General features: G+C 70.5%; 15 protein-coding genes and 1 tRNA gene. 11 read left to right on the forward strand and 5 right to left on the reverse strand.

Annotation, left to right across the window (positions count from 1 at the left end):
* Positions 1–51: 51 nt before the first annotated feature.
* The 5 genes from GR130_RS04935 (at position 52) to GR130_RS04955 (ending at position 3,254) form a co-directional block, all read left to right on the forward strand.
* Positions 52–477, forward strand: a complete 426-nt coding sequence (locus tag GR130_RS04935; RefSeq protein ID WP_159503562.1) for a Mov34/MPN/PAD-1 family protein — start codon at positions 52–54, stop codon at positions 475–477.
* A gap of 174 nt (positions 478–651) precedes the next feature.
* On the forward strand, positions 652–843 hold the full coding sequence (locus tag GR130_RS04940; protein ID WP_201305268.1) for a putative leader peptide: 192 nt from the start codon (positions 652–654) through the stop codon (positions 841–843).
* A 196-nt stretch (positions 844–1,039) separates the two neighbouring features.
* Entirely contained in the window at positions 1,040–1,321 is a 282-nt protein-coding gene (locus GR130_RS04945) for a MoaD/ThiS family protein (protein WP_159503564.1), read from the forward strand.
* A gap of 2 nt (positions 1,322–1,323) precedes the next feature.
* A complete protein-coding gene (locus tag GR130_RS04950) occupies positions 1,324–2,274 on the forward strand; it encodes a PLP-dependent cysteine synthase family protein (protein ID WP_159503565.1) in 951 nt (316 codons plus the stop codon).
* Positions 2,275–2,501: 227 nt separating this feature from the next.
* Positions 2,502–3,254 carry an MBL fold metallo-hydrolase gene (locus GR130_RS04955; protein ID WP_159503566.1) on the forward strand — a complete coding sequence of 251 codons (753 nt, stop codon included), beginning with the start codon at positions 2,502–2,504 and terminating at the stop codon, positions 3,252–3,254.
* A gap of 131 nt (positions 3,255–3,385) precedes the next feature.
* Here GR130_RS04955 and GR130_RS04960 read toward each other — a convergent pair whose 3' ends face one another.
* Positions 3,386–4,639 (reverse strand): PTS transporter subunit EIIC, encoded by a 1,254-nt coding sequence (locus GR130_RS04960; RefSeq protein ID WP_159503567.1) that lies wholly within the window; start codon positions 4,637–4,639, stop codon positions 3,386–3,388.
* 238 nt (positions 4,640–4,877) lie between these two features.
* Entirely contained in the window at positions 4,878–6,221 is a 1,344-nt protein-coding gene (locus GR130_RS04965) for a PTS transporter subunit EIIC (RefSeq protein ID WP_159503568.1), read from the reverse strand.
* A 220-nt stretch (positions 6,222–6,441) separates the two neighbouring features.
* Between GR130_RS04965 and GR130_RS04970 the strand changes: the two genes are divergently transcribed.
* The 4 genes from GR130_RS04970 to rdgB all read left to right on the forward strand — a co-directional run bounded on the left by GR130_RS04970 (position 6,442) and on the right by rdgB (position 8,717).
* Entirely contained in the window at positions 6,442–6,681 is a 240-nt protein-coding gene (locus tag GR130_RS04970) for a glucose PTS transporter subunit EIIB (RefSeq protein ID WP_078487387.1), read from the forward strand.
* 97 nt (positions 6,682–6,778) lie between these two features.
* On the forward strand, positions 6,779–7,510 hold the full coding sequence (gene rph, locus GR130_RS04975; RefSeq protein WP_159503569.1) for a ribonuclease PH: 732 nt from the start codon (positions 6,779–6,781) through the stop codon (positions 7,508–7,510).
* Positions 7,511–7,661: 151 nt separating this feature from the next.
* Entirely contained in the window at positions 7,662–8,072 is a 411-nt protein-coding gene (locus GR130_RS04980) for a hypothetical protein (protein WP_159503570.1), read from the forward strand.
* Between the two features lie 9 nt (positions 8,073–8,081).
* A complete protein-coding gene (gene rdgB / locus GR130_RS04985) occupies positions 8,082–8,717 on the forward strand; it encodes an RdgB/HAM1 family non-canonical purine NTP pyrophosphatase (RefSeq protein WP_159503571.1) in 636 nt (211 codons plus the stop codon).
* 71 nt (positions 8,718–8,788) lie between these two features.
* Here the strand turns inward: rdgB and GR130_RS04990 are convergent.
* The 3 genes from GR130_RS04990 to GR130_RS05000 all read right to left on the reverse strand — a co-directional run bounded on the left by GR130_RS04990 (position 8,789) and on the right by GR130_RS05000 (position 10,230).
* Positions 8,789–8,872 (reverse strand) — tRNA-Leu (locus tag GR130_RS04990).
* Between the two features lie 42 nt (positions 8,873–8,914).
* Positions 8,915–9,574: an HNH endonuclease gene (locus tag GR130_RS04995; protein ID WP_159503572.1), complete on the reverse strand. Its 660-nt coding sequence runs from the start codon at positions 9,572–9,574 to the stop codon at positions 8,915–8,917.
* On the reverse strand, positions 9,571–10,230 hold the full coding sequence (locus GR130_RS05000) for an HNH endonuclease (protein ID WP_159503573.1): 660 nt from the start codon (positions 10,228–10,230) through the stop codon (positions 9,571–9,573). Before GR130_RS05000 ends, GR130_RS04995 begins: the two co-directional genes overlap by 4 nt.
* A 625-nt stretch (positions 10,231–10,855) precedes the next feature.
* Here GR130_RS05000 and GR130_RS05005 point away from each other — a divergent pair.
* Both GR130_RS05005 and GR130_RS41265 read left to right on the forward strand, forming a co-directional pair.
* On the forward strand, positions 10,856–11,362 hold the full coding sequence (locus tag GR130_RS05005; RefSeq protein WP_159503574.1) for a hypothetical protein: 507 nt from the start codon (positions 10,856–10,858) through the stop codon (positions 11,360–11,362).
* Positions 11,362–12,636, forward strand: a complete 1,275-nt coding sequence (locus tag GR130_RS41265) for a sensor histidine kinase (RefSeq protein ID WP_159503575.1) — start codon at positions 11,362–11,364, stop codon at positions 12,634–12,636. Before GR130_RS05005 ends, GR130_RS41265 begins: the two co-directional genes overlap by 1 nt.
* Position 12,637 lies beyond the last annotated feature (1 nt).

The following is a 12,637-nucleotide window of genomic DNA, read 5'->3' on the forward strand; positions in this document are numbered from 1 at the left end:
CGTACGTACCACCCTTCGGTACGTACGGGCCCTCTGCTTATTCTTGGCCGCATGCTGACCCTCACCAAGGCCCTCCACGACCGGATCGTCGAGCACGCCCGCCAGGACCACCCCGACGAGGCGTGCGGCGTGGTCGCGGGCCCGGCCGGCAGCGGGCGCCCCGAGCGGTTCGTCCCGATGCTGAACGCGGCCCGCTCGCCCACCTTCTACGAGTTCGACTCCGCCGACCTGCTCAAGCTCTACCGCGAGATGGACGACCTGGACGAGGAACCGGTCATCATCTACCACTCGCACACCGCCACCGAGGCATACCCCTCGCGCACGGACATCTCCTACGCCAACGAGCCCGGCGCGCACTACGTCCTCGTCTCCACCGCCGATACCGACGACGCCGGGCCCTTCCAGTTCCGCTCGTTCCGCATCGTGGACGGCGAGGTCACCGAGGAAGAGGTCGAGATCGTCGAGGCGTACGCCTGAGCCGTGGCCGACCTCATGCCGGGGCCGGACGACGGGCGTGACCTGGGGGTTCACCCCCCGGCGCGGTGCGCCCGGACGGCCCCGCGGGACCCGCGTCCCACCTGGCGTACAGCAAACGTCCGCATCATGGGACGAGGTTCCAGTACCCGGACCGGGAATGGCTACGATGACCGCATGGTTGACCGGACCGTGGGCGTAGCGGGTATAGCGAGCGAGCAGAGGCCGGGCATGCTGACGCATGCCCCGCTCGCCACGCGCCGCTCCGCATCCGCCCTCCTGGGCGCCTTCGGCTGCGGAGCCGCACGGCTGCACGTCGACCTGTGCCGCCTCTCCAGCGCCATCTGTACGCGCCGCGCCGCCGGCTGACCCGGCCCCCGGGCCCCCGGCGCCCGGCCGCCGCCGAAGGCGCCCGCAGCCCGCGGCGCCCCGCCGCACCCGCCCCCGCGCGGGTCCCGCGCCACCCGGCGCACCCCGCACCCCCGTCCGGCCGCCGCGCGGCCGGGCGCACCGCACGCAGCGCACGTCCCGCATCCCGCCACCGCACTCCGACAGGAGCAGTCCCATGGCCATCGAGGTCCGAATCCCGACCATCCTGCGCACCTACACCGACAGCCGGAAAGCCGTCGAGGGCAGCGGTGCCACTCTCGACGAACTCTTCAAGGACCTGGACGGCCGGCACTCCGGGATCCGCGAGCGCCTGGTCGACGAGAGCGGCGAGCTGCGCCGCTTCGTGAACGTCTACCTCAACGACGAGGACGTGCGCTTCCTCCAGGGCATCTCCACCGAGCTGGCCGACGGCGACAGTGTCACGATCCTCCCGGCGGTAGCCGGCGGAATGGTCTGACGGTGCGGTACGACTCCCCGCTGGCGGCGGTCGGGAACACCCCTCTCGTCCGCCTCCCGCGCCTCTCACCCTCCGACGACGTCCGCATCTGGGCGAAGCTGGAGGACCGCAACCCCACGGGCTCCGTCAAGGACCGGCCCGCGCTCCACATGATCGAGCAGGCCGAGAAGGACGGCCGGCTCACCCCCGGCTGCACGATCCTGGAGCCCACCAGCGGCAACACCGGCATCTCGCTCGCCATGGCGGCCAAGCTCAAGGGCTACCGCATCGTCTGCGTGATGCCCGAGAACACCTCCTCGGAACGGCGCGAACTGCTCGCCATGTGGGGCGCCGAGATCATCTCCTCGCCTGCGGCCGGCGGCTCCAACACCGCCGTACGGGTCGCCAAGGAACTCGCCGCCGAGCACCCCGACTGGGTGATGCTCTACCAGTACGGGAATCCCGACAACGCCGGTGCCCACTACGCCACCACCGGCCCCGAGATCCTCGCCGACCTCCCCTCCGTCACCCACTTCGTGGCCGGCCTCGGCACCACCGGCACCCTGATGGGCGTCGGCCGCTATCTGCGCGAGCACGTCCCCGGTGTGCAGATCGTCGCCGCCGAACCCCGCTACGACGACGTCGTCTACGGCCTGCGCAACCTCGACGAGGGCTTCATCCCCGAGCTCTACGACGAGTCCGTGCTCACCACCCGCTTCTCCGTCGGCTCCGAGGACGCGGTCCGCCGCACCCGCGAACTCCTCGCCACGGAAGGCATCTTCGCCGGCATCTCCACCGGCGCGGCCCTGCACGCCGCCATCGGCGTCGGCCGGAAGGCGGTGCGGGCCGGCGAGTCCGCCGACATCGTCTTCGTCGTCGCGGACGGCGGCTGGAAGTACCTTTCGACCGGCGTCTACACGGCCGAGTCGACGGAAGCGGCGATCGCGACGCTGCACGGCCAGCTCTGGGCGTAGGCCACTCCAGGGGGCGGGGTGCCACCCGGCGGCAGCCGGGCGCCACAGCCGCCCCCCGGACTGGTGATTCCGCCCACAGCTCGCCCCACCAACGGCGCCACAGGACCTTTCGCGCCTTACGCTCGTGGGCACCGCACAGACCGCCAAGGACCCGGCAGAACCCGGTAAGGACCCGCCGGGACGACCCATATGGGCCCGCCGCCCCGCCCACGGAGGTTCACGCCCGCATGAAGCTCACCGTCGTCGGATGCTCGGGGTCGTTCCCCTCCACGGAATCGCCCTGTTCGAGCTACCTCCTGGAGGCCGACGGCTTCAGGCTGCTCCTCGACATGGGCAACGGCGCCCTCGGCGAGCTGCAGCGCCACTGCGGTCTCTACGACCTGGACGCCGTACTCCTGTCGCACCTGCACGCCGACCACTGCATCGACCTGTGCGGCTACTTCGTCGTCCGCTACTACCGCCCGGACGGCGGCCGTTGCGCGCCGATGCCGATCTACGGCCCGGCCGGCACCGAGCGCCGGCTGACCGACGCGCACGCCGACCTGCCGCACGACAAGGCGATGAGCGAGGTCTTCGACTTCCGCACGCTGACCCCGGGCACCGTCGCCATCGGCCCGTTCACCATCCGTACCGAACTGGTCCGCCACCCCGTCGAGGCGTACGGCTTCCGCATCGAACACGGCGGCCGCTCGCTCACGTACTCCGGCGACACCGGCCCCTGCGACGCGCTGGACAGCCTCGCCGAGGGCACCGACTTCTTCCTGTGCGAGGCGTCCTTCACGCACGGCAAGGAGGACATCCCCGACCTCCACCTCAACGGCCGGGAGGCCGGCGAGCACGCCCAGCGGGCCGGCGCCGGCCGGCTGGTGCTCACCCACATCCCGCCGTGGACCGACCCGGACATCAGCGTCCGCGACGCCCAGAAGGTCTACGACGGGCCGGTCGAGGTCGCCCGGGCCGGCGTGGCGTACGAGATCTGACCGCCGCGCGGCCCGGTGCCCTGTACGGGCGCGCACCGGCCCCCGGGCACACAGGTACACAGGCACATGGAAGGGCCCCGGAACCGCGGTGACGGTTCCGGGGCCCTCCCGGTGCGCTGCGGACCGGCCGGCTACGCCTTGGTCAGGTCCTCGATCTCCTCCTCGGGCTCGCGGCCCGGGGTGGTGAGGTTGAACCTGGTGATCGCGAAGCGGAACAGCAGGTAGTAGACGACACCGAAGGCCAGGCCGATCGGGATGATCAGCCACGGCTTGCTCGCCAGGTGCCAGTTCAGCACGTAGTCGATGAAGCCGGCGGAGAAGGTGAAGCCGTCGTGCACGCCGAGCGCCCAGGTGACGGCCATCGAGACGGCGGTCAGCACCGCGTGGATCGCGTACAGCACCGGCGCGATGAACATGAACGAGAACTCGATCGGCTCGGTGATACCGCAGACGAACGAGGTCAGCGCGAGCGAGACCATCATGCCCAGGACGGCCTTGCGGCGCTCCGGGCGGGCGCAGTGCGCGATGGCCAGAGCGGCGGCCGGCAGACCGAACATCATGATCGGGAAGAAGCCGGACATGAACTGCCCGGCGGTCGGGTCGCCGGCGAAGAAGCGGCCGATGTCGCCGTGCACGACCTTGCCCGTGGCGTCGGTGTAGTCACCGAGCTGGAACCACGACACGACGTTGACGAACTGGTGCATACCGATCGGCAGCAGCCCGCGGTTGATCAGGCCGAAGAGGCCGGCGCCGGCGGCGCCCAGGCCCGTCATCCACTCGCCGAAGCTGGAGATGGCGTTGCCGACGGGCTCCCAGACCAGCAGGAACAGCACACCGACCGTGGTGCCGACGAAGGCCATGATGATCGGGACGAGCCGGCGGCCGTTGAAGAAGCCCAGCCAGTCCACCAGCTTCTTGCGGTGGTAGCGCTGCCACAGGACCGCGGCGAGCAGACCGATCACGATGCCGCCGAGGACACCGGGGTTGTTGACGACCGGCTCGACCCACTTGCCGTCCTCGATGTGCCCGTCCTTGACCGGGAACGCCTTGAGGACGTTGTTGTAGACCAGGAATCCGACCAGGGCGGCGAGTGCCGTGGAGCCGTCGGCCTTCTTCGCGAAGCCGATGGCGACGCCTATGCAGAACAGCAGCGGCAGATTGTCGAAGACCGCACCGCCGGCGGCGGCGAAGACCTTGCTGACCGCGATCCAGTGCAGTCCCTTTTCGCCGAACACGTCCGGCTGGCCGAGACGGTTGAGGATGCCCGCTGCGGGCAGGACGGCGATCGGCAGCTGGAGGCTGCGGCCGATCTTCTGCAGGCCCTGGAAAAGGCCGGAGCCCCGCTTCTTCGCGGGGGCCGCCTTCGCGGCGGTGGCCGTGCTCATCGGATTCCTCCTGGTGAGGCGGGCCGCGGAATGTGGGGACGGCCCGCTGTTGGTCTACGCCTTGGTCTACACCACTGGTGGTTTAGACCATTCTTAGCACGTAGCCCCGAGATAAAGGAATCCATTCTTCCAAGTGGTGTGGACCACATGTCGGCCGGCCTTCGGACCCGCGGATCCAAGAGCCGGCCGACGCACGACGAAAGACCAGGTGGGACGGGCATCGCCCGTCCCCCGCGGGCTATTTGACGTTCTCCCGCTCCATCGCGTCACCCACCTCGGCCGGCTCCCGGCCCGGCGTCGCCAGATCGAATTTCGTGATCACGAAACGGAAGAGGAGGTAGTAGACGACGGCGAAACACAACCCGATCGGAATGATCAGCCACGGTTTCGTCGCCAGCCCCCAGTTGATGACGTAGTCGATCAACCCCGCCGAGAAACTGAAGCTGTCGTGCACACCCAGCCCCCAGCACACCGCCATCGACACACCCGTCAGCACCGCGTGAATCCCGTACAGCACCGGCGCGATGAACAGGAACGAATACTCCACCGGCTCGGTCACCCCCGTCACGAACGAGGTCAGCCCCACCGACAGCATCATCCCGGCCACCTCCTTGCGGCGATGCGGCTTCGCGCAGTGCGCGATCGCCAGCGCCGCCGCCGGCAGCGCGAACATCATGATCGGGAAGAACCCCGTGGTGAACTGCCCCGCCGACGGATCACCCGCCAGGAACCGGTTGATGTCACCGTGCACCACCGTCCCGTCCGGCTTGGTGAAACTGCCGAACTGGAACCACACGAACGTATTCAGGAACTGGTGCAGACCCACCACCAGCAGCGCACGGTTCGCCACCCCGAAAATCCCCGCACCCCACGACCCCAGCGCCGACAGCCACTCGCTGAAACTCGTCAGACCGTCACCGATCGGCGCCCACACCCCCAGGCACACCACCGCGAACGCCAGCCCCACGAAGGCCATCACGATCGGCACCAGCCGCCGCCCGTTGAAGAACCCCAGCCAGTCCACCAGCTTCACCCGGTGCAGCCGCTGCCAGAACCAGGCCGACAGAAAACCCATCACGATGCCGCCGAAAACCCCCGGATTCTGGAACGTCGCCTGCGTCGCCTTCCCCGCCCGGTCGACACACACCCCGCCCCACAGCCCCGCCTGCGTGAACGCCTGCCCCGGCGGGCACACCACCGGGAATTGGTGCAGCACCGAGAAATAGACGAGAAAACCGACCACCGCCGCCAGCGCCGTCGACCCGTCCGACTTCTTCGCCATCCCGATCGCCACACCGATGCAGAACAGCAGCGGCAGCCCCAGCCCCGAATCCAGCAGCGCCCCGCCCGCCCCCGCGAACACCTTCGCCACATTCCCCCAGCCCAGCCCCTTGTCGCCGAACACGTCCGGCTGGCCCAGGCGATTGAGAATGCCCGCCGCGGGCAGCACGGCGATCGGCAACTGAAGGCTGCGGCCCATCTTCTGCAACCCCTGGAAGAGCCCCGCCGCCCGGCTCTTCGCCGGCCTCTTCCCCGGCGCCGTGCCCGATGCGCCCGCCGCGCCCGATGCGTCCGAAGTCATCCGCGTCCTCCGCGTGCTCCCGGCGTCGGCCGGGCGGCAACCGGTCCGCCGCTTGCCGCATACTGGTGGTGTAGACCATTCATCGGCGTGCGTTCGGCGCGCACCGCGATGACCGCCATCCTTCGCCAGGAAGCGGTCAAACGCCCACGTAGTTGGGCTGAACGTGCGTTACCGTGTGAAAACCGTGCGGCGGAACCGCCGGCGGCCGAGACAAGCAGGAGTGGACATGGCCACCAAGGCTGAGAAGATCGTCGCCGGACTCGGCGGGCTCGACAACATCGAAGAGGTCGAGGGCTGCATCACCCGTCTCCGCACCGAGGTCAACGACGCTTCCCTCGTCGACGAGGCCGCCCTCAAGGCCGCCGGCGCCCACGGCGTCGTCAAGATGGGCACCGCGATCCAGGTCGTCATCGGCACCGACGCCGACCCCATCGCCGCCGAGATCGAAGACATGATGTGAGCACCCGCTCGTGATCCGCGCCTGACGCGCGGCCGCACCGAGGGCCTCGTTCCGGTACCGGAACGAGGCCCTCAGTACAGCCGATAGGGTCGGAGCCATGTCTCGCATCGACGGCCGCACCCCCGAACAGCTCCGCCCCGTCACCATCGAACGCGGCTGGAGCAAGCACGCCGAAGGCTCCGTCCTCGTCTCCTTCGGCGACACCAAAGTCTTCTGCACCGCCTCCGTCGCCGAAGGCGTACCCCGCTGGCGCAAGGGCACCGGCGAAGGCTGGGTCACCGCCGAATACGCGATGCTGCCCCGCTCCACCAACACCCGCGGCGACCGCGAATCCGTCCGCGGCAAGATCGGCGGACGCACCCACGAGATCAGCCGCCTCATCGGCCGCTCACTGCGCGCCGTCATCGACTTCAAGGCCCTCGGCGAGAACACCATCGTCCTGGACTGCGACGTCCTCCAGGCCGACGGCGGCACCCGTACCGCCGCCATCACCGGCGCCTACGTCGCCCTCGCCGACTCCATCAGCTGGGCCCAGGGCAAGAAGCTCATCAAGCACGGCCGCCAGCCCCTCACCGGCACCGTCAGCGCCGTCAGCGTCGGCATCGTCGGCGGCGTCCCGCTCCTCGACCTCTGCTACGAGGAAGACGTCCGCGCCGAAACCGACATGAACGTCGTCTGCACCGGCGACGGCCGCTTCGTCGAGGTCCAGGGCACCGCCGAGGCCGAGCCCTTCGCCCGCGACGAACTCAACTCCCTCCTCGACCTCGCCGTCACCGGCTGCGCCACCCTCGACACCACCCAGCGCGAGGCCCTCGCACGGACCCTCTGAGCCCGGCGCGGGCGGCGCAACCGGCCCCGCCGCCCGCCCTGGCCGATCTTCGCCCCCGCCCGCCCGGCCCTGGCAACCCCCGCCCGCCACCCCGCGTTTCCCCCCTTGCCCCAGTACGCCGCCCGTACGCCGCAAGGGAAGGAACCGCCCCATGGCCCGCCCCCACCTCCGCCGCACCGCCGCCCCCGCACTCGCCGCGTTGGCCGCCGCCACCCTCGCCGTACCACTGCTCTCCGGCTGCGGCGCCGTCCAGAAGGCCATGGATTGCGCCAAGACCGCCACCGCCGTCGTCAACGGCGTCGACAAGCTCCAGAAAGCCGCCGACAACGCCCTCGACGACCCCCAGGAAGCCAACAAGGCCCTGGACGAGATCGACACCAGCCTCAAGAAGGTCGGCAACTCCGCGCACGACCCCGACCTCGCCAAGGCCATCGACAAGATGAACACCGGCATCAAGAACGCCCGCACGTCCATCGACGCCGACAAGGCCCCCGACCTCAAACCCATCGGCGAGGCCGCCGACGAGATGACGACGATCTGCACCCCCGGCCACACGGGATAATCACTCCCCATGCAGCCACAAACCGGCGGGCACCCCGCACCCCCGCGCCGCCTCGTCCTCGCCACCCGCAACGCCGGCAAGATCTCCGAACTCCGCGCCATCCTGGAAGCGGCCGGCCTCGGCGTCGAACTCGTCGGCGCCGACGCCTATCCCGACGTCCCCGACGTCAAGGAGACCGGCGTCACCTTCGCCGAGAACGCCCTCCTCAAGGCCCACGCCCTCGCCCGGGCCACCGGCCACCCGGCCGTCGCCGACGACTCCGGCCTCTGCGTCGACGTCCTCGGCGGCGCCCCCGGCATCTTCTCCGCCCGCTGGGCCGGCCGGCACGGCGACGACCGGGCCAACCTCGACCTCCTCCTCGCCCAGCTCTCCGACATCGCCGACGAGCACCGCGCCGCCCACTTCGCCTGCGCCGCGGCCCTCGCCCTCCCCGACGGCTCCGAGCGCGTCGTCGAGGGCACCCTCGACGGCACCCTCCGCCACACCCCCACGGGCACCGGCGGCTTCGGCTACGACCCCATCCTCCAGCCCCTCGGCGAAACCCGTACCTGCGCCGAGCTGACCCCCGCCGAGAAGAACGCCATCAGCCACCGCGGCAAGGCGTTCCGGGCGTTGGCGGGGGTGGTGGGGGAGTTGCTGGGGTGAGGCCGCACCGGAGGTACGGCGAAGGCCCGGCCCCGCGCTCTCGCGGGACCGGGCCTTTGAACCGAAGGTTGTACGGCCGGTGGGACTCGAACCCACACGCCTCGAAGGCACTGGTACCTAAAACCAGCCTGTCTTGCCAATTCCAGCACGGCCGCTTGCCACGGCCATAGTACTTGCTGTGCGCCGAGGAGGCAGGGCTATCGTCGGCGTCGGCCGCCCCGGCACCAAGTGTCCGTCATCGCATGGCAGTTGGGGCAGATCAGTCGCAGATTCTCCCGGCGGTCGTCGCTCCGGTCGCCGTTGATGTGGTCGATCTCCAGGGTCATGGGCCTGCCGAGCCATACGGGGCCCGTGCCGCATTCGGCACATCGCTCAGGGACACCGATCTGCCGAAGGGCCCGGCGCAGCATCACGGTTTGCGCCCGACGCTGCCCACTGCGCTTGACGAGGATCTGCTCGGGTGGCTTGACCGGCGTGGTCCCGGGTTTTCCGCGCCCATGGGCCTGTCCCAGGAAGTGATCCGTGCTGATGGCGTGCTCGGATACCCACTGTGTGAACAGCGCACGGTTGCGGCTGGTGACGGGGTACCCGAGGTGCCGCAGCGCGGATGCGACGGAAATCGATGCGTCGATAGCCTGGTGGAGCGCCTCTTTCGTGGGACGCGGGCGAGCGGTACGCCGTGTGACCGGTTGGAAGTGCGATACGTCGATCCCGAAGTGGGCGAAACGCCTCAGTAGATGTCGCCGCACTTGATGATAGGAACGGCCGCCGCAGAACGCGATGACACCATCGATGTCAGTGCAGTGAGCTGCGGCTTCCGTCAGCAGCTCCCGGGTGTAGCGGACGCTGCGGCTCATTGCTCCCCTTCCGCGCGTCCGCTGTGCTTCCGTTTGCCGCGACCGCGGTACGAGTCCGTTGTCGCGTGACAGTTCGGGCAGAGAAAGCGGAGGTTGCCCCGGCGATTGTCCCGCCAGTCTCCGTTGGCGTGGTCCACTTCGAGCAGCATTGGACGGTGGCGCCAAGAGGGCCCCGTGCCGCACAGTGCGCAGCGTTCCTCGGCTCCGTACGCCAGCATGGCAACTCTCAGACGGCTGCTCGGTACACGGCGGATCAAGGTTTCCGTCTTGACGAGGAGTTCTTCAGGGCTGAGTCGCCGCCGAGCGCTGGGATTTCTCCGGCCCTGTGGCGAGAAGTGGGACGTATCGATCCCCAGGCTCCGGATCCGGCGGCCGATGTGGGTGTGGTGGCCGCCCACCGGATCGAGGCCGAGGCGCCGTACCACCTCCGCAACGCTGCGCGAGCAGGTCACGGCGTCGCGGAGTCGGGCCTCGGTGTGGCGCACGCCCGGGGGCGTGAAATGAGCGGTGTCGATGCCTGCTTCGCGCAACTTGGCCCGTACGTAACGGCGGTTGCCGGGAGTTGGTGTGCTGCCGAACCAGCGGACCACCTCGTCGTACGACGATGAGACGTGCGCGGCTGCCGCTAGCCGTTCGCGGGAGTATTTGAGCGCCATGCTGCCCCCGTTTTCGTGCTGCGTGCGGGGGCATTCGTCAGACCCCCGCACCCGATCGAACTGGCCAACGATCGAACGCGGGGGCGGTCACGCGGAGTTGGGCGGCTTCGGGAGTCCGGCTCGGGGGTCCGGGCGGCGATGGGGGCGATGGCTTCCTGGTGGGTGGCCATCGAGGGTGGGGGTCGGTGTGCGGTTCGGCGCGCCGCGGTCCGATCGCGGGGTCGGTGCGGGTGCGGGCCGGGGCGGGTGCGCGTTCGGAGGCGGGGGGATCGGTCTCGGCGGCGGACGCGGGTTGTGTCACTCACGGCGCGGGTTGTGTCGCTCAGGGCGAGCCGTCCGGAGACGCGCGCGGTAGGGGACGTCGAGGGGTGCGTCGGGGGTTGTTACACGACTGGTACACAGCCGAGCGGTCACCGCGGCATTCGGGCAATCAGCCTGTGTCCGGGGAGGGGGAGAGTGGCGATGGCGAAACTGCACCTTTCCGGCGAAGGTCCGTCGATGGGTGCCTTTCGCTGCGTGGTGCCGGAGTGCGGTGACGAGGCGCCGGGGCCTGTGCGGAGCGGCCTTGGCGGTCGTGTTTGCTGGTGGGGGTTACGGGGCGAGGGTGCCCCGGGAGGAGTATGTGATGACCGACCGCGAAGGGTCCCGCTGGAGGCGCGGGCGTACCGCTCTGGTGGCCTTTGTCGTGGTGACCGCGCTGGCCGCCGGCGGGGTCTGGTTCAGCCAGGCGTCGGAGCGCGCCTCGGCGGTGGACGCCGCACCGAAGACCTCGGCCGTACAGGACGTGAAGTCGGACGGGCAGCCGACGGCCGGGCTGCCGGGGGTACGGGACTGCGGGATCGGCGAGCCGGAGATCAAGCCCCGGGTGATCACGCTGACCTGCGCGGACGCGGGCATGGTGGCGACCGGGATCACCTGGACCCGTTACGACTCCGAGGAAGCGGAGGGCAAGGGCGTGGTGCAGGTCGAGAAGACCGCGGCGGGGGTGGGGACGGACTCCGGCTACCGGGCGACGTTCCGGCTCTACGGCGCCAAGGAGGTCGACGGCGCGCGGGCCTTCACGGGCCTGGAGGTGACCTACGAGGGCTCGACGCCGCTCGGTGACACGACGGAGATGTACAACCTCGCGTGATGGGCATTCGAGGCCGGATCGCCCTGGCCATTTCGTGTATGACGGCGCTGGCCGTTGTGGTGCTCGGGTTCGCCGTGCACCACATTGCCGGCAACGAGCGGGAGCGGTCGGCCCGGGCGTATCAGGACGAGCGGCTGAGTTCGGCGCTGCAGATCTATGAGCGGGACGGCACGCTGGCGCTGGGCGCGCAGCTGGACGATGCGGCGTTGCCGCCGCCGCTGCGGGCGGCGGTGTTCCACAACCGTTCGGGGACGTATCTGAGCGGTGGGGAGGATCCCCGGGTGTGGGCGGCGACCGGGGTCGGCGGGGACGGGGCCCGGCCGGCGCGGTCGCTGTCGGTGTCGGCGGCGTATCCGTCGGACGATCCGGCGCAGGTGGCGCTGGACCGGGCGCTGCTGATCGCCGGGTGCGGCACGGTGGTGCTGATGGCGGGGGTGTCGTGGTTCGTGGCGCAGCGGCTGTCGCGGCGGCTGCGGCTGAGTGCGGCGGCGGCGCGGCGGATCGCGGCCGGTGAGCCGCCGGACGCGGACGCGCTGGCCAGCAACGGCCGGGACGAGGTGGCCGAGCTGGGCCGCAGTGTGCACCACATGGCGACGTCGCTGGCGGCGCGGGTGGAGGCGGAGCGGGAGTTCACCGCGGATGTGGCGCATGAGCTGCGGACGCCGGTGGCCGGGCTGGTGGCGGCGGCGGAGCTGCTGCCGCAGCAGCGTGCGGTGGAGTTGGTGCGGGACCGGGCGCAGGCGATGCGGCGGCTGGTGGAGGACCTGCTGGAGGTGTCGCGGCTGGACGCGGGGGTGGAGCGGGCCGATCTGGATGCCTGCGAGCTGCCGTCGCTGGTGCGCGGGATCGTGACGCGGGCGGCGCGGCAGCGCGGGGTGGACGATCTGTCGGTGTCGGTGACGGTCGAGGGGGAGCCGCGGATCGTGGAGACGGACCGGCGCCGGGTGGAGCGGGTGCTGGTGAATCTGCTGGCGAACGCGGCCAAGCACGGCAAGCCGCCGATCGAGGTGGTGGTGGCGGGCTCGCGGATCGTGGTGCGCGACCACGGTCCGGGGTATCCGGCGGAGCTGTGCGCGGAGGGGCCGCGGCGGTTCCGTACGGCGGCGCCGGAGCGCGGTACGGGGCACGGCCTGGGGCTGACGATCGCGGCCGGTCAGGCGGAAGTGCTGGGCGCGCGGCTGGAGTTCGGGGCGGCCGCGGAGGGCGGCGCCGAGGCGGTGCTGGAGCTGCCGGACCGTGCGGTGGTGGTGGCACCGGAGCCGGCGGCGCCGTAGC

It is taken from the genome of Streptomyces sp. GS7 (genome assembly GCF_009834125.1).
In the GTDB taxonomy this organism is placed as follows: Bacteria; Actinomycetota; Actinomycetes; order Streptomycetales; family Streptomycetaceae; genus Streptomyces.